This window comes from Cupriavidus sp. MP-37 (genome assembly GCF_020618415.1).
GTDB lineage: Bacteria > Pseudomonadota > Gammaproteobacteria > Burkholderiales > Burkholderiaceae > Cupriavidus.
The window spans coordinates 387,007-406,669 of record NZ_CP085344.1 but is presented as its reverse complement, the minus strand read 5'-3'; the positions used below and the strand labels follow the sequence as shown (position 1 = coordinate 406,669).

18 protein-coding genes are annotated in these 19,663 nt (G+C 68.8%); 9 read left to right on the top strand and 9 right to left on the bottom strand.

Annotated features, from left to right (window positions below):
* Nucleotides 1-14: 14 nt before the first annotated feature.
* Nucleotides 15-935, bottom strand: a complete 921-nt coding sequence (locus LIN44_RS01860) for a LysR family transcriptional regulator (protein ID WP_025586057.1) — start codon at nucleotides 933-935, stop codon at nucleotides 15-17.
* Nucleotides 936-1,084: 149 nt separating this feature from the next.
* Entirely contained in the window at nucleotides 1,085-1,783 is a 699-nt protein-coding gene (locus tag LIN44_RS01855; protein ID WP_227313308.1) for a hypothetical protein, read from the bottom strand.
* Nucleotides 1,784-2,066: 283 nt separating this feature from the next.
* On the opposite strand from LIN44_RS01855, the gene gcl reads away from it, so the two are divergent.
* The 7 genes from gcl (at nucleotide 2,067) to LIN44_RS01820 (ending at nucleotide 13,560) form a co-directional block, all read left to right on the top strand.
* Nucleotides 2,067-3,851: a glyoxylate carboligase gene (gcl, locus tag LIN44_RS01850; RefSeq protein ID WP_018006165.1), complete on the top strand. Its 1,785-nt coding sequence runs from the start codon at nucleotides 2,067-2,069 to the stop codon at nucleotides 3,849-3,851.
* Between the two features lie 129 nt (nucleotides 3,852-3,980).
* Entirely contained in the window at nucleotides 3,981-4,763 is a 783-nt protein-coding gene (gene hyi, locus LIN44_RS01845; RefSeq protein ID WP_115678893.1) for a hydroxypyruvate isomerase, read from the top strand.
* A gap of 267 nt (nucleotides 4,764-5,030) precedes the next feature.
* The gene (glxR, locus tag LIN44_RS01840) at nucleotides 5,031-5,951 is read left to right on the top strand and encodes a 2-hydroxy-3-oxopropionate reductase (protein WP_227313307.1); all 921 of its coding nucleotides are present in this window, start codon (nucleotides 5,031-5,033) and stop codon (nucleotides 5,949-5,951) included.
* A gap of 90 nt (nucleotides 5,952-6,041) precedes the next feature.
* Entirely contained in the window at nucleotides 6,042-7,355 is a 1,314-nt protein-coding gene (locus LIN44_RS01835; RefSeq protein WP_227313306.1) for a glycerate kinase, read from the top strand.
* Between the two features lie 184 nt (nucleotides 7,356-7,539).
* Entirely contained in the window at nucleotides 7,540-9,003 is a 1,464-nt protein-coding gene (gene pyk / locus LIN44_RS01830; RefSeq protein WP_227313305.1) for a pyruvate kinase, read from the top strand.
* A gap of 242 nt (nucleotides 9,004-9,245) precedes the next feature.
* On the top strand, nucleotides 9,246-10,115 hold the full coding sequence (locus LIN44_RS01825; RefSeq protein ID WP_227313304.1) for a neutral zinc metallopeptidase: 870 nt from the start codon (nucleotides 9,246-9,248) through the stop codon (nucleotides 10,113-10,115).
* A gap of 307 nt (nucleotides 10,116-10,422) precedes the next feature.
* Entirely contained in the window at nucleotides 10,423-13,560 is a 3,138-nt protein-coding gene (locus LIN44_RS01820; protein ID WP_227313303.1) for a multidrug efflux RND transporter permease subunit, read from the top strand.
* 111 nt (nucleotides 13,561-13,671) lie between these two features.
* Here LIN44_RS01820 and LIN44_RS01815 read toward each other — a convergent pair whose 3' ends face one another.
* The 3 genes from LIN44_RS01815 to LIN44_RS01805 form a co-directional block, all read right to left on the bottom strand.
* Complete coding sequence (locus tag LIN44_RS01815) at nucleotides 13,672-14,085, bottom strand: hypothetical protein (protein ID WP_227313302.1); 414 nt, start codon at nucleotides 14,083-14,085, stop codon at nucleotides 13,672-13,674.
* Nucleotides 14,086-14,354: 269 nt separating this feature from the next.
* Nucleotides 14,355-14,774, bottom strand: a complete 420-nt coding sequence (gene rnk, locus LIN44_RS01810) for a nucleoside diphosphate kinase regulator (RefSeq protein ID WP_227313301.1) — start codon at nucleotides 14,772-14,774, stop codon at nucleotides 14,355-14,357.
* Nucleotides 14,775-15,289: 515 nt separating this feature from the next.
* The gene (locus LIN44_RS01805) at nucleotides 15,290-15,721 is read right to left on the bottom strand and encodes a Cd(II)/Pb(II)-responsive transcriptional regulator (protein WP_227313300.1); all 432 of its coding nucleotides are present in this window, start codon (nucleotides 15,719-15,721) and stop codon (nucleotides 15,290-15,292) included.
* Between the two features lie 211 nt (nucleotides 15,722-15,932).
* Between LIN44_RS01805 and LIN44_RS01800 the strand changes: the two genes are divergently transcribed.
* On the top strand, nucleotides 15,933-16,346 hold the full coding sequence (locus LIN44_RS01800) for a hypothetical protein (protein WP_227313299.1): 414 nt from the start codon (nucleotides 15,933-15,935) through the stop codon (nucleotides 16,344-16,346).
* 125 nt (nucleotides 16,347-16,471) lie between these two features.
* Nucleotides 16,472-17,350: a protease HtpX gene (htpX, locus tag LIN44_RS01795; RefSeq protein ID WP_183300789.1), complete on the top strand. Its 879-nt coding sequence runs from the start codon at nucleotides 16,472-16,474 to the stop codon at nucleotides 17,348-17,350.
* Between the two features lie 12 nt (nucleotides 17,351-17,362).
* Here htpX and arfB read toward each other — a convergent pair whose 3' ends face one another.
* The 4 genes from arfB to LIN44_RS01775 all read right to left on the bottom strand — a co-directional run bounded on the left by arfB (nucleotide 17,363) and on the right by LIN44_RS01775 (nucleotide 19,420).
* Entirely contained in the window at nucleotides 17,363-17,767 is a 405-nt protein-coding gene (arfB, locus tag LIN44_RS01790) for an alternative ribosome rescue aminoacyl-tRNA hydrolase ArfB (RefSeq protein WP_112777111.1), read from the bottom strand.
* A gap of 28 nt (nucleotides 17,768-17,795) precedes the next feature.
* A complete protein-coding gene (locus tag LIN44_RS01785; RefSeq protein WP_227313298.1) occupies nucleotides 17,796-18,611 on the bottom strand; it encodes a MipA/OmpV family protein in 816 nt (271 codons plus the stop codon).
* Nucleotides 18,612-18,819: 208 nt separating this feature from the next.
* On the bottom strand, nucleotides 18,820-19,167 hold the full coding sequence (locus tag LIN44_RS01780) for a BrnA antitoxin family protein (protein ID WP_227313297.1): 348 nt from the start codon (nucleotides 19,165-19,167) through the stop codon (nucleotides 18,820-18,822).
* Nucleotides 19,151-19,420 carry a BrnT family toxin gene (locus LIN44_RS01775; protein ID WP_227313296.1) on the bottom strand — a complete coding sequence of 90 codons (270 nt, stop codon included), beginning with the start codon at nucleotides 19,418-19,420 and terminating at the stop codon, nucleotides 19,151-19,153. Before LIN44_RS01775 ends, LIN44_RS01780 begins: the two co-directional genes overlap by 17 nt.
* Nucleotides 19,421-19,663 lie beyond the last annotated feature (243 nt).

Genomic DNA, 19,663 nt, shown 5'->3' with positions numbered 1-19,663 from the left:
CGTATGCGGCGGCGTCAGTTGCCGCCCGCCGTGTCCATCCAGTAGCCCGGGCGCGCGAACTGCGCCTTCAGGTGCTCGATGAAAAAGCGGATCTTGGCCGGTACCGGACGCTGCTGCGGGTACACGGCGAGGATGTCGTAGGCGGGCAGCGCGTATTCGTCCAGCACCGTGATCAGCTCGCCGCTCTCGAGCTGCGGCAGGATTTCCCAGGTGGAGCGCCAGCCCAGGCCCAGGCCCTCGCCGGTCCAGCGGTGCAGCAGCTCGCCGTCGTTGCAGTCGAGGTTGCCGTTGACGCGCACGGTCACGGTCTTGCCGTTCTGGCTGAAGTACCAGCCGCGCTGCTGCCCGCCCTGCAGGTTGAACGCCAGGCAGTTGTGCTGCGCCAGGTCGTCCAGCGTCTGCGGCACGCCGTACTTGGCGAAGTACGCCGGCGTGCCGCACACCACGCGCTTGTTCGACGCCAGCTTGATCGCGACGAAGTTGGGGTCGATGGCACCGCCGATGCGGATGCCGACGTCATAGCCTTCGCGCACAAGGTCGACCACGCGGTCGGTCAGGTTGAACGAGATCTGCACCTCGGGATTGCTGGCCAGGAACGCCGGCGCGTGCGGCGCCACGTGCTTGCGCCCGAACGCCGCCGGCGCCGACACGATCAGGTGGCCGGTGGCCTTGTGCTTGCCTTCGGCGATCAGCATCTCGGCGCGGTCGAGGTCGGCCAGCGCCTTCTTGCACTGCTCCATGAACACCGCGCCCTGCTCGGTCACGGCGATGCGGCGCGTGGACCGGTGCAGCAGCTTGACGCCGATGCGGGCTTCGAGTGCGTTGATGCGGCGGCCGATCATCACCGGCGTGACGTTCTGCGTCAGCGCCGCGGCCGCCATGCTGCCGTGCTCCACCACGGCGATAAAGGCTTCGATTTGCTTGAGTTTGTCCATCGGATATTTCGTCTCCCGGGCGCCATTGTGCGGCATCGCCGGGGTTGTGGCATCCCTGCGCGGCTGATGGACCGGATCGAAGCCACCGCATAAGGGCTGCTGCCGGGGCCCGCCACGGGCACTGGGCGGCACCCGTTGCGTGAGCGGCGTCAGCCCGCGCCCGCCGTGCGCTTGCCGAGCTGCGCGTTCAGTTCGGCCGCCTCGCCCAGCACATGGGCCAAGCGCCGCAGCGGCCGGCTGCATTGCCAATGCAGGTACAGGTAGCAGGCGGCGCCGAGCACCACCATCACGCCGTAAAGCCACAGCAGCGTGCCGGCCACTGCCTGCTGGCGCGGCAGCGCGGCCATCACCGCGGCGGCCGGCGCCAGCGCCAGCAGCACCGCCAGCGTGCGCGCCGCGCCCTCCCACAGCCGCAGCTGCAGCGCCACGCGCCGCTGGCGCGCCTGCAGCTGCTGCGGCGGAATCCGCGCCAGCCGGCGCAGCAGCGCGTCTTCGGCGGCGCTGTCGCGGTCCAGCTCGGCGGCCTGCCAGCGCAGCGGATGGCGCAGCCGCGCCAGCACCGTGCCGGCACGGGCCAGTCCCGCGCCGACATAGCACGCGGCCGCCAGCGCCAGCAGGGCCTCGAAGCCGCGCAGCGACCAGAGCGGCACGGCCTGCTTCAGCCCCAGGCGCCAGGCGGCCAGGCCGGCGCCGCACAGAATCGTCGCGGCCAGCGCCGCGACAAAGCCGAGCCACAGCGCGCGCCCGAGCCGGCTCTCCGGCGCGCGCGCGGGCGCGGGCGTAGATGTAGACGACGCGGCGGCAAGCGCTTCCAGCAGTTCGTAGGTGGACGGCAGCCTGGAATACATGGTCGGCCCGGATGGCAGGAAATGCCGCCATTTTGCCGCAGCGCGCCGCGGCGGCACGCCGGCGGGCTGGCGTACCCGGTGCTGCGCGGCGTGTCCGTACCGTCACACCACATATCCAATGGCATGCATCGGCGCGCCTGCGCCGACCAGCCGACGTGGCTTTGCAGCCCATATTGCGTACTACAGGTATCGAATCAACTGATCGCTCTTCTGTTTATCCCAACCGGCCTGCGGGAATAGGATCAACTCCAACGAAATTCCCACCATTACCGGAGACAGGATCATGGCAAAGATGAGAGCAATCGACGCGGCAATCGCCGTGCTGGAGAAGGAAGGCGTGACCACCGCGTTCGGCGTGCCGGGCGCGGCGATCAACCCGTTCTACTCGGCAATGCGCAAGTCGGGCAACATCAACCACGTGCTGGCCCGCCACGTCGAGGGCGCCTCGCACATGGCCGAAGGCTACACCCGTGCCGAGCCGGGCAATATCGGCGTCTGCGTCGGCACCTCGGGCCCCGCCGGCACCGACATGATCACCGGCCTGTACTCGGCCTGGGCGGATTCGATCCCCATCCTCTGCATCACCGGCCAGGCCCCGCGCGCGCGCCTGTACAAGGAAGACTTCCAGGCCGTCGACATCGAATCGATCGCCAAGCCCGTGACCAAGTGGGCCGTGACCGTGCGCGAGCCGGCGCTGGTGCCGCAGGTGTTCCAGCAGGCCTTCCACATCATGCGCTCGGGCCGCCCGGGTCCGGTGCTGATCGACCTGCCGTTCGACGTGCAGGTCGCCGAGATCGAATTCGATCCCGACACCTACCAGTCGCTGCAGCCGTACAAGCCGGCCGCCTCGCGCGCCCAGATCGAGAAGGCCATCGCCATGCTGAACGCGGCCGAGCGCCCGCTGATCGTGTGCGGCGGCGGCGTGATCAACGCCGATGCGTCGGAACTGCTGGTCGAGTTCGCCGAGCTGGTCAACGTGCCGGTGGTGCCGACCCTGATGGGCTGGGGCGTGCTGGCCGACGACCACCCGCTGCAAGCCGGCATGGTCGGGCTGCAGACCTCGCACCGCTACGGCAACGCCACGCTGCTGGCCTCGGACTTCGTGATGGGCATCGGCAACCGCTGGGCCAACCGCCACACCGGCAGCGTCGACGTCTACACCAAGGGCCGCAAGTTCGTGCACGTCGATATCGAGCCCACCCAGATCGGCCGCGTGTTCGGCCCGGACCTTGGCATCGTCTCCGACGCCAAGGCCGCGCTGGAGCTGTTCGTCGAAGTCGCGCGCGAAATGAAGATGGCCGGCCGCCTGCCGTGCCGCAAGAGCTGGGTCGCCGACGTGCAGAAGCGCCGCCGCACCATGCAGCGCAAGAGCGACTTCGACAACGTCCCGGTCAAGCCGCAGCGCGTGTACCGCGAGATGAACCAGTACTTCCCGCGCGACGTGCGCTACGTCAGCACCATCGGCCTGTCGCAGATCGCCGCGGCCCAGTTCCTGTCGGTCAACCAGCCGCGCCACTGGATCAACTGCGGCCAGGCCGGCCCGCTGGGCTGGACCATCCCGGCCGCGATCGGGGTGAAGACCGCCTCGCCGGATTCGGATGTGGTGGCGATCTCGGGCGACTACGACTTCCAGTTCATGATCGAAGAGCTGGCCGTGGCCGCGCAGTTCAAGGTGCCGTACATCCACGTGGTGGTGAACAACTCCTACCTCGGCCTGATCCGCCAGGCGCAGCGCAACTTCGAGATGGACTACTGCGTGCAGCTCGCGTTCGACAACGTCAACGCGCCCGAGCTGAACGGCTATGGCGTGGACCACGTCAAGGTGGTCGAGGGCCTGGGCTGCAAGGCGATCCGCGTGTTCAAGCCGGAAGACATCGCCCCGGCCTTCGCCGAAGCGCGTGACCTGATGGCCGAGTTCTCGGTGCCGGTGGTGGTCGAGGTGATCCTGGAGCGCGTGACCAATATCGCGATGGGCACCGAGATCGACAACATCAACGAGTTCGAGCCGATCGAAGACCTCGAGGACATCGAGGAAGCGATCCTGAAGGAAGAAGTGGAAACGGCGTAAGACGCTTCCCGCCCCTGCAGGACCATCCGCCGTCCCCGCGCAAGCGGGGATCCAGCGTCTTTCCAAAAGCCACTGGGTTCCCGCCTGCGCGGGAACGACGAATAACAACCAAGTCACAGGAGATGACAAATGACGAAACTTGCGGCCAATCTCACCATGCTGTTCAACGAAGCGGGTTTTCTCGACCGCTTCGAAGCCGCCGCGCGCGCGGGTTTCCGCGGCGTGGAATTCCTGTTTCCCTATGCGTTCCACGCGGACCAGATCGCTGACCGCCTGAACCGCTTCCAGCTCGACCTGGTGCTGCACAACCTGCCCGCCGGCAAGTGGGATGCGGGCGAGCGCGGCATTGCCTGCCACCCGGACCGCGTCGGCGAGTTCCAGGACGGCGTCGGCGAAGCCATCAAGTACGCCAAGGTGCTGGGCGTGCGCCAGCTGAACTGCCTGGTCGGCATCCTGCCGCAGAACGTCAAGCGCGAGCAGGCGCAGGAAACGCTGGTGGAAAACCTGCGCTTCGCCGCCGGCGCGCTGGCCGCCGAGCATATCGACCTGCTGGTCGAGCCGATCAACACCTTCGACATCCCCGGTTTCTTCCTGTCGCGCACGCAGCAGGCGCTGGACCTGATCACCCAGGTCAACGCGCCCAACCTGTACGTGCAGTACGACATCTATCACATGCAGCGGATGGAAGGCGAGATCGCCAACACCATCAAGGCCAACCTGCCGAAGATCAAGCATATCCAGCTGGCCGACAACCCGGGCCGCAACGAGCCGGGCACGGGCGAGCTGAACTACCAGTACCTGTTCAAGTTCCTGGACGAGATCGGCTACACCGGCTGGATCGGCTGCGAGTACAAGCCGAAGACGACGACCGAAGCCGGGCTGGGCTGGCGCGCCGCGCACGGGGTGCAGTAACTACCGCCGCTATTCAATTCCCGCTTGTTTGCTCCCCTCTCCCGCTTGCGGGAGAGGGGCGGGGGTGAGGGCTGGTGCTTCAACGGGCGTTGTGCTGGAAAAAACCGCAGGCCCCGCTTGATGTGGCACCTGGCTAGCCCACCCCTCACCCCGACCCTGTCCCCATGAGGGGAGAGGGAGAACACCTTGCTGAGGCCAGTTCGGGCAGCTTGGGAGCACCCAACACCGCTGGCTTCGTTTTCGCTTTTTATTTTGAGGAGACATCACATGGCATCCACTCGCAACGTCGGCTTCATCGGCCTGGGCATCATGGGCGCACCGATGGCGGGCCACCTGCGCGCCGCCGGCCACACCCTGTTCGTGCATGACGTCAACCCGGCCCCGCAGGCGCTGGTCGATGCAGGCGTGACCGTCTGCACCAGCGCCGAGGAAGTCGCCAAGCGTGCCGACATCATCATCATCATGGTGCCGGACACGCCGCACGTGGAAGCGGTGCTGTTCAGCGAGAAGGGCGTCGCCGCCGCGTTCAAGGCTGCCGGCAAGGAAGCCAGCTACAGCAAGATCGTGGTGGACATGAGCTCGATCTCGCCGATCGCCACCAAGGACTTCGCCGCGCGCATCAACAAGCTGGGCGCTTCGTACCTGGACGCGCCGGTGTCGGGCGGTGAAGTGGGCGCCAAGGCCGCGTCGCTGACGATCATGGTCGGCGGCCCGCAGGAGGCCTTCGACCAGGTCAAGCCGCTGTTCGAGCTGATGGGCAAGAACATCACGCTGGTCGGCGGCAACGGCGACGGCCAGACCACCAAGGTGGCCAACCAGATCATCGTCGCGCTGAACATCCAGGCCGTGTCCGAAGCGCTGCTGTTCGCCTCCAAGGCCGGCGCCGATCCGGCCAAGGTGCGCGAGGCGCTGATGGGCGGCTTCGCCGCGTCGCGCATCCTGGAAGTGCACGGCGAGCGCATGGTCAAGCGCACCTTCGATCCGGGCTTCCGCATCGAGCTGCACCAGAAGGACCTGAACCTGGCGCTGCAGGGCGCCAAGGCGCTGGGCGTGGCGCTGCCCAACACCGCCACCGCGCAGGAGCTGTTCAATACCTGCTCGGCCAACGGCCTCGGCAAGCAGGACCACTCGGCCCTGTGCCGCGCGATCGAGATCATGTCGAACCACCAGATCGCCAACGCCAAGTAAGCAGCAACCCGTCGTCCCCGCCCTGCGGGGACGACACGCTTTGCAGTACCGCTTTGTACCCAGCGTACCCGTCAGCACCCAGGATTCTTCATGCTCGTCACCGAACCCCAAGCCGCCCTGCTGTCGCCCCAGCGCACCGCAGCCAACGCGGAACCGCGCGCGCTGCTGCGCGACCTGTTCGATACCGCGGTCGCCTCCGTCAGCGCCAGCCACTGCCTGCCGCCGCACCTGCCCGCGCCGCCGAAGGGCCGCACCGTGGTGATCGGCGCCGGCAAGGCCGCCGCGGCGATGGCGCAGGCGGTGGAAGCGAACTGGCAAGGCGAGCTGTCGGGCCTGGTGGTGACGCGCTACGGCCACGGCGCCGACTGCCAGCGCATCGAAGTGGTCGAAGCCGCCCACCCCGTCCCCGACGAAGCCGGCGCCCGCGCCGCGCAGCGCATGGTGGAACTGGTGCAGGGACTGACTGCCGACGACCTGGTGCTGTGCCTGATCTCCGGCGGCGGCTCCGCGCTGCTGGCCGCGCCGGCGCCGGGACTGACGCTGGCCGACAAGCAAGCCGTGAACAAGGCGCTGCTCAGGAGCGGCGCCAGCATCGGCGAGATGAACTGCGTGCGCAAGCACCTGTCCGCCCTCAAGGGCGGGCGCCTGGCGCTGCACTGCGCGCCGGCGCGCGTGGAAACGCTGCTGATTTCCGATATTCCCGGCGATGACCCGACCCTGATCGCCAGCGGCCCGACGCTGCCCGACGCAACCACCTGCGCCGATGCGCTGGCGGTGATCGCCAAGTACGGCATCGACGTGCCCGCCAACGTGCGCGCGCATCTGGAAAGCGGTGCCGGCGAAACCCCCAAGCCCGGCGATGCCCGCTTCAACGGCCACCGCAGCGTGACGCTGGCCACCGCGCAGCAGGCGCTGGAAGCCGCCGCGGCGCGTGCGCGCGAACTGGGCTTCGAGGCCCATATCCTGTCCGACTGCATCGAGGGCGAAGCCCGCGAAGTCGCCGAAGTGCATGCCGCCATTGCGCGCCAGGTGGCGCAGCGCGGCCAGCCCTTCGGCAAGCCCTGCGTGATCCTGTCCGGCGGCGAGACCACCGTGACCGTGCGCGGCAAGGGCCGCGGCGGACGCAATGCCGAGTTCCTGCTGGCGCTGGCGGTGGCGCTCGACGGCCTGCCCGGCGTGCACGCCATCGCCGGCGACACCGACGGCATCGACGGCTCGGAAGACAACGCCGGCGCCATGCTGTCGCCCGACACCCTGACCCGTGCCGGCGCGCGCGGGCTGAATGCGCGCGCGCACCTGGAGAACAACGACGGCTACGGTTTCTTCGCCGGCCTGGAAGACCTGATCGTCACCGGCCCGACCCGCACCAACGTGAACGATTTCCGCGCGATTTTGATTACCTGACCCAAGCGTCGTCCCCGCGCACGCGGGGACCCAGTGACTTTTTCCCCAGGGGGACGTGAAAGACGCTGGATTCCCGCCCACGTGCCCTTCGGGTATGCGCGGGAATGACGAGCAGTTAAGCACAGCAGTACCAATTGACTCGCGGCGCCGACGCGCCGCTACCGAGAATGGAAGAGGAGACATCATGAGACGCCAGCGCAAAGCGAAGATCGTGGCCACGCTCGGCCCCGCCAGCACCGACATCGCGGTGATCCGCGCGCTGTTCGAGGCCGGCGCGGACGTGTTCCGGCTGAACTTCAGCCACGGCACGCACGACGACCACCGCGCGCGCTACGACGCGGTGCGCCAGGTCGAGGCCGAGACCGGCCGCCCCATCGCCGTGCTGGCCGACCTGCAGGGCCCCAAGCTGCGCATCGGCACCTTCGCCGCCGGCAAGGTTGCGGTGCGCACCGGCGATGTGTTCGTGCTCGACAGCGACCCGACCCCGGGCGACGGCACCCGCGTCTACCTGCCCCACCCGGAGCTGTTCCAGGCCGCGCAGCCGGGACAGTCGCTGCTGATCGACGACGGCAAGGTGCGCCTGGCGATCGAGTCGGTCACCACCGGCACCATCACCACGCGCGTGGCCAATAACGGTACGCTGTCCGACCGCAAGGGCGTGAATGTGCCCGACGCGGTGATCCCCATCCCCGCGCTGACCGAGAAGGACCGCAAGGACCTGGACTTCGCGCTGTCGCTGGGCGCCGACTGGATCGGCCTGTCGTTCGTGCAGCGCCCGTCCGACATCGTCGAGGCGCGCGAGATCGTCGGCACCCGTGCCGGCATCCTGTCGAAGATCGAGAAGCCGGCCGCGCTGCAGCAGCTGGAAGAGATCGTGCGGGTGTCCGATTCGGTGATGGTGGCGCGCGGCGACCTCGGCGTGGAACTGCCGCCCGAGCGCGTGCCGGGCGTGCAGAAGCGCATCCTGCGCGTGTGCCGCCAGCTGGGCAAGCCGGTGGTGATCGCCACGCAGATGCTGGAATCGATGATCGACTCGCCGGTGCCGACCCGCGCCGAAGCCTCGGACGTGGCCAGCGCGATCTATGAAGGCGCCGATGCGGTAATGCTGTCGGCCGAGTCGGCCAACGGCCGCTACCCGGTGCAGGCGGTGTCGATGATGAACCGCATCGTCACCGAGGTCGAGCGCGACCCGCTGTACCGCAACCTGCTCGACGCCCAGCACGAGACCCCGCTGAACACGCGCCAGGATGCCATTTGCGCCGCGCTGCGCGAAGTCACGCACATCATCGGCGCGGCCGCGACGGTGACCTATACCTCGTCCGGCTCGACCGCGCTGCGTGCCGCGCGCGAACGGCCGTGCGCGCCGATCGTCAGCATCACGCCCAACCTGGAGATCGCGCGCCGGCTGGCGATCGCGTGGGGCATCCACTCCACCGTGAGCCCGGACGTGCAGAGCGTCGATGAAATGGTCGAAGCCGCCACGCGCGCCGCCGTCGCCGAAGGCTACGCCGCGCCGGGTGACCAGATCACCATCGCCGCCGGCATGCCGTTCGGCCAGGGCGGCACCACCAACCTGCTGCGCGTGGCCGAAGTCAGCGCCAGCGTGGTGGCCGCCGCGCCTGCCGCACGCGAGGCCGCGCTGGCCTGAGCGCGCGCTCGCGCGTTCCCGCTCCGGAACCTCCAGGCCATGACGGAACCGGGTGCAAACCCGGTTCTTCGCTTTGCCGCACACCGCCCGCATTGCCCGTCTCCAGGGTGAGTGGGCGGTGTTTTTTTTGGCGTGGCGCGCGCATCCGCCGGCACGGCGCGACGCCGCAACGAGCACCGAAGCGCGGATTGCTATACTGAATTCCACTTTCCTCACCCTCTTTCCCAAGCAGCGGAGCCCCCATGCGCCTAGATGACGAAGCCGAAAGCCAGCACGTTGAAGACCGTCGCGGCGGATTCGGCGGTCTTGGCGGCAAGTCGATCGGCATCGGCACGGTGATCATCGCGCTGGCGGCGTCGTACTTCTTCGGCATCGATCCGATGCTGATCATGCAGGGCGCGTCGGTGCTGCAGGGATCCGGCCCGCAGCAGCAACAGCAGCAGGTCAACCGGCCGCCGGCGACGGACCAGATGACCGTGTTCACGCGCAAGGTGCTGGGCAATACCGAGCGCACCTGGCAACACATCTTCGAAACCCAGCTCAACCGCCGCTATGCGCCACCGACGCTGGTGCTGTTCTCCGGCGCCACGCCGACGGCATGCGGCACCGGCCAGTCGGCGATGGGCCCGTTCTACTGCCCCGGCGACCAGAAGGTCTATATCGACCTGGCCTTCTATGACGAATTGCGCCAGCGCTTCGGCGCCGGCGGTGACTTCGCCCAGGCCTATGTGATCGCGCACGAGATCGGCCACCATGTGCAGAACCTGCTCGGCGTCTCGGACAAGGTCGACAGCGCGCGCCGGCGCATGGGGGAGGCCCAGGCCAACCAGTTGTCGGTGCGCATGGAGTTGCAGGCCGACTGCCTCGCCGGGGTCTGGGCCGCCACCGCGCAGCGCGCCAACCAGCAATTGCTGGAGCCTGGCGATATCGAGGAAGGCCTGAAGGCCGCCGCGGCGATCGGCGACGACCGGCTGCAGCGTCAGTCGCAAGGCTATGTCGTCCCGGAAGCCTTTACCCACGGCTCCAGCGAGCAGCGCGTGCGCTGGCTGCGCCGCGGCATCGAGTCCGGCGACATCCGCAAGTGCGACGCCTTCGCCGCGCGCGACCTGTAGTCCCCGGCCCTCCCCCGACCTCCGTGGGGGGCCGACAATGTGATGTTTGCGTTGTCCGGGCTACGCTTCCCTGTCTATAATCGCCGGCAAGGCCGCAGTATGACGGCCGGTCGCCGGCGTTGATCCTTACCCGATCCTTCCCGCCGCAGCGCCGGGTCCATTCCCGCCGGACCCCCGTACCGCCGGTACGCGCGCCACTTGCCGCAGTCGTTTGCGGCGTCTCCGCATCCAAGCCGTTCCGTTCCAACCGCACCGGAGCCACGGCCGATCTTCACTTGCCGTGCGCCCGTGCCAGCCCTGACCTGACATGGCGTCGTTTTTCCTGAAGCGCCCGGCGTTCGCCTGGGTGCTGGCCATCCTGACCGTGGTGGCGGGCCTGCTGGCCCTGAACCGCATCCCCATCGCCCAGTATCCGGCGGTGGCGCCGCCGACGGTGATCATCTATGCCGATTACCCGGGCGCGTCCGCGCGCACGGTGGAAGATCGCGTCACCGCGGTGCTGGAGCAGCAGATGCACGGCATTCCCGGCCTGCTCTACCTCGATTCCAGCAGCGAGGGCGGCACCGCCACGGTGACGCTGGGCTTCCGCCAGGGCACCGACCCGCAGCTGGCGCAGGTCAACGTGCGCAACCGCGTGGCCCAGGCCGAGCCGCTGCTGCCCGAAGCGGTGCGCCGCGGCGGGGTCTATGTCGACCAGGCCAGCAGCAGCGCCTTCATGTATGTGTCGCTGGTCTCGGACAGCGGCCAGCTCGATGAAACCGCGCTGGGCGACTTCGCCGCGGGCTCGGTGCTGCCGCTGCTGCGCCGCCTGCCCGGCATCGGCAAGGCCGAGCCCTATGGCGCCGAGTACGCCCTGCGGATCTGGTTCGACCCCGACAAGCTGCACGCCTTCAACCTGACCACGGCCGAGGTCGAGGCCGCCATCCGCGCGCGCAACGGCAACGTCACGCCGGGCCAGCTGGGCGGCGCGCCGGCGGTGCCGGGGCAGCCGTTCCAGGCGATCGTGCGTCCGCCCGCGCCGATGAGCGATGCGCAGGCGTTCGGGCGCATCGTGGTGCGCGCCGCCACCGACGGCTCGGCGGTGCTGCTGCGCGACGTGGCGCGGGTGGAGCTGGCCGCCAGCGACTACCGCTATGGCTCTACGCTGAACACGCGCAACGCTGCCTCGATCGGCCTGAAGCTGGCCGACGGCGCCAACGTGCTGCAGACCTCGCGCACCGTGCGCGCCGCGCTGGACGCCGCCAGCCAGGGTTTCCCGGGCGACGTGCGCTACGAGATCTCGTATGACGGCGCCACCTTCGTGCAGGCGTCGATCTCGCGCGTGGTGCTGACGCTGGTCGAGGCCACCGTGCTGGTGTTCCTGATCCTGTACCTGTTCCTCGGCAACCTGCGCGCCACGCTGATCCCCTGCATCGTGGTGCCGGTGTCGCTGCTGGGCACGGTCGCGTGCCTGTACGCGCTCGGCCTATCGCTGAACGTGATCACGCTGTTCGGCGTGGTGCTGGCGATCGGCATCCTGGTCGACGATGCCATCGTCGTGGTGGAAAACGTCGAGCGCATCATGCGCACCGACGGCGTCGGTGCGATGCAGGCCGCGGCGCGCTCGATGCGCGAGGTCTCCGGCGCGCTGGTCGCGGTGACGCTGGTGCTGTGCGCGGTGTTCGTGCCGATGGCGTTCTTCGGCAGCGCGGTGGGCGTGATCTACCGGCATTTCGCCGTGACGCTGGCGGTATCGATCGCATTCTCGCTGTTCTTCGCGCTGACGCTGGCGCCGGCAATGTGCGCCAGCCTGCTGCGCCACAGCGCGGCGCCGGCACGCGGGCCGCTGGCGTGGTTCGATGCGCGCTTCGCCGCGTTCACCGGCCGCTATGCCGGCTGGGTCCAGGCGCTGCAGCGCCGCCGGCTGCGCTGGCTGGCGGTGTACCTGGCGCTGACGCTGGCGTGCGGCTATGCGCTGTGGAAGATGCCGAGCGGCTTCCTGCCGGAAGAGGATACCGGCGAGATCGTGGTCGATGTCGAGCTGCCCGCAGGCAGCACGCAGGCCGACACGCGCCGCCTCGTCGCCGGTCTGGAACAGTGGATGCGCGACCAGCACTACCCGGTGCGCTCGAGCTTTGCCGTGCTGGGCTGGTCCAGCGGCGGCAGCGGCGAGCAGCGTGCCAGCCTGTTTATCGGCCTGTCCGACTGGAAGGCCCGCGGGCGGGAGCACACCGCACAGGCGGTGCTGGAGCGGCTCTCGGCCGGCCTGGAAAGCTGGCCCGGCCGCGGCGCCGCGCAACTGTTCGCCTACAACAGCTCGGCGCTGCCGGAACTGGGCAGCATCGGCGGCCTGGACATGCGCCTGGTGGCGCGCCAGCCAGTGGGGCGCGAGGCACTCTTCGCCGCGCGCGACAAGCTGATCGAGCGGGCCAGGCAAGACCCGGTGCTGGGCGAGGTGCGCGCCACCACCGGCCAGCCGGTGCCGGCGCTGGACCTGAAGATCGACTATCGCAAGGCCGAGGCCTTCGGCGTCGACGCCGAAGCCGTGCACCACACGCTGTCGGCGACGCTGGGCTCGCGCTATATCGACGAAGTGGCGCGCGAAGGCCGGGTGCGGCGCGTGATCCTGCAGGCCGACGCCCCGTTCCGCATGCAGCCGGACCAGCTCGCGCGCGTGCATGTGCGCAACGCCCAGGGCGCGATGGTGTCGCTGGCTGCGTTCGCCTCGCTGGAATGGGGGCAAGGCGAAGTCACGCTGGAGCGCTTCGACGGCTTCAGCTCGGTGCGCATCAATGCCGAAGTGGCGCCGGGCTACACCACCGGCGCGGCGATGACGCGGCTGACGGAACTGGTGCGCGGGCTGGGCCCCGAATTCGACGTGCGCTGGACCGGGCGCGCCTACGAGCAGCAGCAGACCGGCACGCAGGCGCCGTGGCTGTTCGCGCTGTCGCTGCTGTTTATCTTCCTGTGCCTGGTGGCGCTGTATGAAAGCTGGACCTTGCCGCTGGCGGTGATCGCGATCGTGCCGACCGGCCTGATGGGCGCGGCCGCCGCGATCTGGCTGCGCGGCATGCCCAACGACGTCTACTTCAAGGTCGGCGTGGTGGTGATCATGGGGCTGGCGGCCAAGAACGCCATCCTGATCGTCGAATACGCCGAGCAGCTGCGGCGCGGCGCCGCGGGCGCCATGGACGCGGTCGAAGCCGCCACGCGCGCGGCGCGCCAGCGGCTGCGGCCGGTGGTGATGACCTCGCTGGCGTTCGTGCTGGGCGTGGTGCCGCTGGCCATCAGCACCGGCCCGGGCGCGGGCGCGCAGCAGGCGGTCGGCACCGGCGTGCTGGGCGGCATGCTGGGCGCGACCGTGCTGGGCACGCTGGCGGTGCCGCTGCTGTACGCGGCCATCGCGCGCCGTCTGCCGCGTGCGCAGCCCGCCGCGGAACCTGAGGCGGCAGTGTCTGCGGAATAGAAAAACGCCTGCCAGGCGAAGAGAGAAGGAGGAGGAGGTCGGCCGGGCAGGCGGGAGAGAAAACTTGCGGCCACCGCAGTGGCCGCGTCGGGTCTGGAAGCAGACCGGGTATCAGACGCGATAGCCGTACAGCGAGCCGTCGCCGGTGCGCGAGTTGTCGAGCGCGCGCTCGGCCACGTCACCGGTGAAGGTGTGCGTGCCTTCGCTGAAGGTGTCGAACTTGCCGCGCTGCGAGATCTCGCCGCTGAAGCTGTGCGTCCCTTCGCTGAAGGTGTCGAACTTGCCGTCGCGGCGCGCGCCTTCCGAGTACGGATCGAAGCGGCCGGTGCGGGCGCCGTCGGTGTAGGTGTCGAACTTGCCTTGCTTGGCGCCGTCCGTATACACATCATACTTGCCGACCCGCAGCGCGTCGGCATACACATCAAACTTGCCAACCTTGCTGGCAGCGGGGGCAGCCATCGCCGTAGCGGACGCGGCCACTGCCGCGAACGCGAGCGCGCCGCCAAGGATACGTCTGGCGATCATTTGGGACTCCTTCAACTGATTTCGTCGTTCTTTCTTGTAGGTCCGGGATGAGACTCCGGCCGCTCTGCAATCTATGTTGCGATGCGAGCACGGACTGAAGATTAGTCACAGCCCGCGCCAGCAGAAATATCGCTGCGACGAATGGTGCGTTGCGAGTCGTGAAACGACTCGCTTGCCGATGAATGGTGTCCACGGATCGCCGGAGACACGCCGCCACTGGCGGGTGCGCGTGGCGGCGGCCGCACCCGCGAGGGCGCGCCCGCAGCCGCTCAAAGGGTGTACTGGCCGCTGGCTTCGGGCTGGAATGCGATCTCGGCGACCGTCACTTGCTGTTCGCGGCCATCGGGCAGGCGGTAGCTGACGGTCTGGCCGGCGCGCGCGCCCAGCAGCGCCTGGCCCACCGGCGACAGCACCGAGAGCCGGCCCGCGTCGAAGTCGGCGGCGTCGGGATACACCAGGGTCCAGTTGCGCGGCGCCTGCTCGCCCGGCAGCGTGCACACCACGCGGGTGTTCATGGTCACCACGTCGGTCGGGATCTCTTCGGGCGCGACGATGGTGGCGCGCGCCAGCAGGCTGTCGAGCATGTCCTCGAGCTGCGCGGAGCCGGCGCGGCTGGCGATGCGCTCCAGGCGGGTCACGTCGAGTTCGGTCAGGTACAGGGTGGCGGTCTGGGTCTTGGTGGCCGTCATGGCGGGTCCTCCGGCAATCGTGGGTGGGCGCGGCCGGCCAGCATGGCGGGCGGCGGCGGTCAGGTCTTGCGATGGCTTGCCGCGCAGCGGCGCGGGCATCAACGGATCGGCGAAAGCGTTGCGGCAATCGCCGGCAACAACGGAAACGCTGGCTCGGGCCCGGTTCGGCCCGGGCCCCGCTATGGGAGACGAATCAGGCTGGGAACCGGGCGGAATCAGGCGGTGCGCTGATCCGGCGGGGAGACATCGCGCGCTTGGCGCGCTGGGGCAGGCTGGGGGCCATGGCGACCGCGGACGCGTGCGCGCGGCCGGTCCGCGTCGGGCGGACAGGCGCATCGGGCATCGGCGTGAGGCGATCGGTCATGGTCATTGCGGAAAAGATAAACGGCAGCGGATGGCTTGCTGCAACGGCGAGCCCGGAAGTGGTGGCTCACCTGCCGCGCCGCCCCGGTTCGTGCACCGTGCTGGTGCGAAGCGGGAGCAACCATCGTAGCACAGCCCCGCGTTCAGGGTCGTCACCCATTGGTGGCATGGCACTCACAGCCCGCCCCGGCCGCCGCCTGCTGCAGGTTCTGCAGGATGCCGCACGCACTGGCCGGCTGGTGATGGCGGCAGGTCTCGCGCAGCGCGCGCAGCTGGCCCTCGAGCGCTTCCAGCGCCACGCGCTGGGCGTGGATCTGCGCGATCTGGCGGTCGAGCAGCGTGTTGATGTCGTCGCAGTCCTGCGACGGGTTGCGCTCGAACTCGCGCAGCCGCCTGACGTCCGACAGGCTCATCCCCAGCGAACGGCAATGGCGCACGAAGTTCAGTTGCACCATATGGCCCTCGTCATACCGGCGATAGCCGTTGGCCTCGCGCCGGGGTGCGTCAAGCAGCCCTTCGCGCTCGTAATAGCGGATGGTCTCGACATCGCAGCCGCTGGACCGTGAAAGTTCGCCGATACGCATGTGCCTGCTCCTCGCCCTACCCTGTAACGACTACAGGGTTGGCGCTAGTGTAGGCCAGTCTGCCGCATCCTGCAGGACAGCGACGGCGCGAGCGGATCCGGCCGAACCGGCCGCCCGTGCGCGGTGTGCTACCGCCGCCACGGGCGGCGCCCGCGCCTGGCGGCATCCTGTAGAATTCCTTCCACTTCCACCGATAAGCCGTCCCCCTTTCGTGCGCGCCCTGCGGCTGTTCCTGCTGGTCATGATGCTCGCCTGCCTGCCCCTGCCGGGCTGGGCGGCCGCATTCGCGCACGCCGTGGTGTCCGCCACCGAAGCCGCGGCCGTACCTGCCGCTGCGCTCGGCGACGACGATGCACATCGAGCCGCCGTGACAGGCGACCTGATCGGCGACCCGACCGGCGACCCGACCGGCGACCCGACCGGCGCCCCCGCAGGCGATCCCCTGCCGCTCCCCGAAGCCGCCGAGCCGCAATGGCAGCCCGGCGCCGACCTCGCCGAGCAACTGCTGCCGCCTGCGCCGCTGCACCTGGCCCCCGGGGCCGGCCGCGCCGGGCCGCCGCGCTATGCCGGCGCCCTGCTGCCCGAACCCGACCTGCCGCGGCTGCCGCGCCCGCCGCGCGCCTGATTCCCACCGGCGCGGCCAAGCCGTGCCAGCCTGAACCCGCGTGCCGCGCACGAGTGCGGCGCGCGCCTGCGGTCCGACCGCATCCTTGCGCCGCATGGCGCGAACTACCACTGCCCCACACTCACATGAAACGCGTACTGCTTTTCCTGGCGACCAACCTCGCCGTCATGCTTGTCCTCAGCATCACCGCCAGCGTGCTCGGGGTGAACCGCTTCCTGACCGCCAACGGGCTGAACCTCGGCATGCTGCTGGCGTTTGCCGCGCTGATGGGCTTCGGCGGCGCCTTTATCTCGCTGCTGATGTCCAAGACCATCGCCAAATGGTCGACCGGCGCGCAGGTGATCACCCATCCCAGCACCAGCACCGAGCTGTGGCTGGTGCAGACCGTCGAGAAGCTGGCGCAGCGCGCCGGCCTGCCGATGCCGGAAGTGGCCATCTACGAGGGCGAGCCCAATGCCTTCGCCACCGGGGCCACCAAGAACAGCTCGCTGGTGGCGGTGTCCACCGGCCTGCTGCAATCGATGTCGCACGAAGAGGTCGAGGCCGTGCTCGCGCACGAGGTGGCGCACGTGGCCAACGGCGACATGGTCACGCTGACGCTGATCCAGGGCGTGGTCAACACCTTCGTGATCTTCCTGGCGCGCGTGGTCGGCTACTTCGTCGATTCGATGCTGCGCAAGAACGACGAGGAATCGAGCGGCCCGGGAATCGGCTACATGGTCACGGTGATCGTGTGCGAGATCGTGTTCGGCATCCTGGCCAGCATCATCGTGGCCTGGTTCTCGCGCCGGCGCGAGTTCCGCGCCGATGCCGGCGCCGCCAGCATGATGGGCACCCCCACGCCGATGGTCGCGGCGCTGCGCCGCCTGGGCGGGCTGGATCCGGACGGGCTGCCGCAGAACATGCAGGCGATGGGCATCGCCGGCGGCAAGTCGTGGATGGCGCTGTTCTCGAGCCACCCGCCGATCGAGCAGCGCATCGCCGCGCTGCAGTCGGCGCGCTGACCCCAGCGCGGCTCAGTCGAACACCCGGCCGCGCAGCGACTTGACCTGGCTGCGCTGGCTCTTGCTCTCCAGCCGGCGCTGGCGCGACGCCAGCGTCGGCCGCGTCGGCCGGCGCACGCGCGGCGGCGTGGCCACGCTGCGCACCAGCTCGTGCAGGCGCCGCACCGCATCGTCCCGGTTCTGGTCCAGGCTGCGGAACTGCTGCGCCTTGATCACCACCACGCCGTCACGCGTGATGCGGTGGTCATGCAGCGCCAGCAGCCGTTCCTTGTGGTCGGACGCGAGCGACGACGCGCGCACGTCATAGCGCAGGTGCACGGCATTGGACACCTTGTTGATGTTCTGGCCGCCCGCCCCCTGCGCCCGGATCGCGGTGATCAGGTATTCGTGGTGAGGGATGACGAGGTCGTCGGTCATGGCTCGATCATAGCAAGCGCACCCCGGGCTAGCGCCATGCATAGGCAATGCCGAGGCCGTACGTGACCTGGTTGCGCGTACCGCGCTGGGTCACGATGGGGCTGTCGGCGGCAGCACCGGTGAGGCGCTGGCCGTACACCATCGCGCCGCCATACCAGTGCTTGTCCAGTTGCCAGATCAGCGCCAGCCAGCCGGTGAACTGCTCGAGGCCGCCGCCCGGGCGGTACGCCGGCAGGCCGCTGGCGGTCGCATCGGCCGGCGTCACGCCGAAATAGGTGCGGTTGAAGCTGCCGCTGACCCAGGTCGCGCCCAGCCCCATCCCCGCATAGAGGCGCGGGTGCAGCGGCACCCATAGCGAGGCGGTCGCGTTGACGCGCGCGCCGCCATAGACCATGCCCGCGTTGGTCATCACGTTGACACCGCCACGCAGCCGCCACGGGACTGCCCCCGTGTTGAGGTATTCGTAGCCGATGAAGCCGCCGGCCTCGACCGTGGTGTCGATTTCGTGCAGGCGCGATACCACCGGGTCGTCCACGTCGTTGCGGCCCAGCCGCAGACTCGCCGCCGGACCCCACTGGAACCCGGTCAGCCCGCCGAAGTTGAACTGGGCATAGGGCCCGTACCATTCCAGCAGACGCCCGCCGGGCGTCACGTAGCGCAGGCCCGGCACCACGCCGACCATGCGGTCCTTGCCGCCAGCAAACTCTGTGGTCGAACCAACGCCCAGTCCGGCCATGCTGGGCAAGCCGCCAGGCAGGTTCAGCGGCGTGGCAATGGATGCGGCGCTGGCGGCGGCGAGCGCCAGTGCTGCCAGCCCGTGCGGTAGCTTGGTCGGAATCGCCATGGCTGTCTGCGGCGCGGCACCATCGGCGCGCCCGGTTGGGATGGAGTGTGTGAATCTATCAGCACCGGCGCGCGCCACCGCCAATCGCGTGCTGAAAGTTTTCGTCGCGCGAATTAAGGCTTGCCCGCGCGGGGGCAGACCGCAGTGGCGCTGCGGGCGCGGCTGTCGGGTGTGCGCTGGGTGCACCCGGCACCCACGTGACAGGAGATCACCGTGGCAGCATGTTGTGGGACTTGGCGTAGTCGCGCAGCGCTTCGTTGATGCGCGTCTGCCATCCATCGCCGGTGGCCTTGAACGCGTCGATCACATCTCGGTCGTAGCGCACATTGACGGAGACTTTGCGCTCTTCCTCGGGCAACGCTGGGCGGCCGCGGCGCTTCATCAACGCTTCCGCCTTTTCCTTGCCCAAGATCCTGGGAAGAACCTCGCGGGCAGGCCGCATGCGTGCCAATTCGGCATCGGTCAGCTCGCGCGCATCCGGATCCGAGGCAGCCGCGCGGCGGATCGCGACGTCTTCCGCGTCGGTGACGCGGACAATCTTACGTTTGGTCGACATAACGTTTTTCCTCTCGCTGGTTGGCTTTGCGCAGGCTAATGATGCGGATGCTGTCACCCCGCACCGTGAAGACGACCATGTGGACTCGGTTGCCGATCAGGCCAAGGCCTTGAAAACGCTCCTCGGCATATTCGAAGCGGGTGTCCGGGTCGAATACAGCGCAGTCCCATTCGAACCATTCAGCGGCCGCCAGCGAAATGCCATGTTTGGCTTGGTTGGCACGGTCTTTAGCTGCGTCGAATTCGATCAGCATGGAATTATTGTGGCTACATTAATTTGAGCGTACAAGCATTATTTGTTGCCACACAGACTCAGCGCATCCAGCGATGCCGTGCGCAGCGCCAACATCCTCCCGCGTCCGTGCGGCGGTGGAAATCGGCGTGATTGCCATTCTTTTGGAAAACTTGCGCACACTCGGACACAAAAGGCCTGTGCGGTGCGGCACGGGTGCAGTGCTGAATGGGTTGCCGGGGGAAAAGGCGGGAGCGAGCTGCAG

Coding starts and splice junctions, on each gene's coding strand:
- gcl (WP_018006165.1), top strand. CDS start 2,067: ATGGCAAAGATGAGAGCAATCGACGCGGCAATCGCCGTGCTGGAGAAG.
- LIN44_RS01860 (WP_025586057.1), bottom strand. CDS start 935: ATGGACAAACTCAAGCAAATCGAAGCCTTTATCGCCGTGGTGGAGCAC.
- LIN44_RS01805 (WP_227313300.1), bottom strand. CDS start 15,721: ATGCGTATCGGCGAACTTTCACGGTCCAGCGGCTGCGATGTCGAGACC.
- LIN44_RS01835 (WP_227313306.1), top strand. CDS start 6,042: ATGCTCGTCACCGAACCCCAAGCCGCCCTGCTGTCGCCCCAGCGCACC.
- LIN44_RS01820 (WP_227313303.1), top strand. CDS start 10,423: ATGGCGTCGTTTTTCCTGAAGCGCCCGGCGTTCGCCTGGGTGCTGGCC.
- LIN44_RS01775 (WP_227313296.1), bottom strand. CDS start 19,420: ATGCTGATCGAATTCGACGCAGCTAAAGACCGTGCCAACCAAGCCAAA.
- LIN44_RS01855 (WP_227313308.1), bottom strand. CDS start 1,783: ATGTATTCCAGGCTGCCGTCCACCTACGAACTGCTGGAAGCGCTTGCC.
- LIN44_RS01780 (WP_227313297.1), bottom strand. CDS start 19,167: ATGTCGACCAAACGTAAGATTGTCCGCGTCACCGACGCGGAAGACGTC.
- LIN44_RS01785 (WP_227313298.1), bottom strand. CDS start 18,611: ATGGCGATTCCGACCAAGCTACCGCACGGGCTGGCAGCACTGGCGCTC.
- LIN44_RS01825 (WP_227313304.1), top strand. CDS start 9,246: ATGCGCCTAGATGACGAAGCCGAAAGCCAGCACGTTGAAGACCGTCGC.
- pyk (WP_227313305.1), top strand. CDS start 7,540: ATGAGACGCCAGCGCAAAGCGAAGATCGTGGCCACGCTCGGCCCCGCC.
- htpX (WP_183300789.1), top strand. CDS start 16,472: ATGAAACGCGTACTGCTTTTCCTGGCGACCAACCTCGCCGTCATGCTT.
- hyi (WP_115678893.1), top strand. CDS start 3,981: ATGACGAAACTTGCGGCCAATCTCACCATGCTGTTCAACGAAGCGGGT.
- glxR (WP_227313307.1), top strand. CDS start 5,031: ATGGCATCCACTCGCAACGTCGGCTTCATCGGCCTGGGCATCATGGGC.
- arfB (WP_112777111.1), bottom strand. CDS start 17,767: ATGACCGACGACCTCGTCATCCCTCACCACGAATACCTGATCACCGCG.
- rnk (WP_227313301.1), bottom strand. CDS start 14,774: ATGACGGCCACCAAGACCCAGACCGCCACCCTGTACCTGACCGAACTC.
- LIN44_RS01815 (WP_227313302.1), bottom strand. CDS start 14,085: ATGATCGCCAGACGTATCCTTGGCGGCGCGCTCGCGTTCGCGGCAGTG.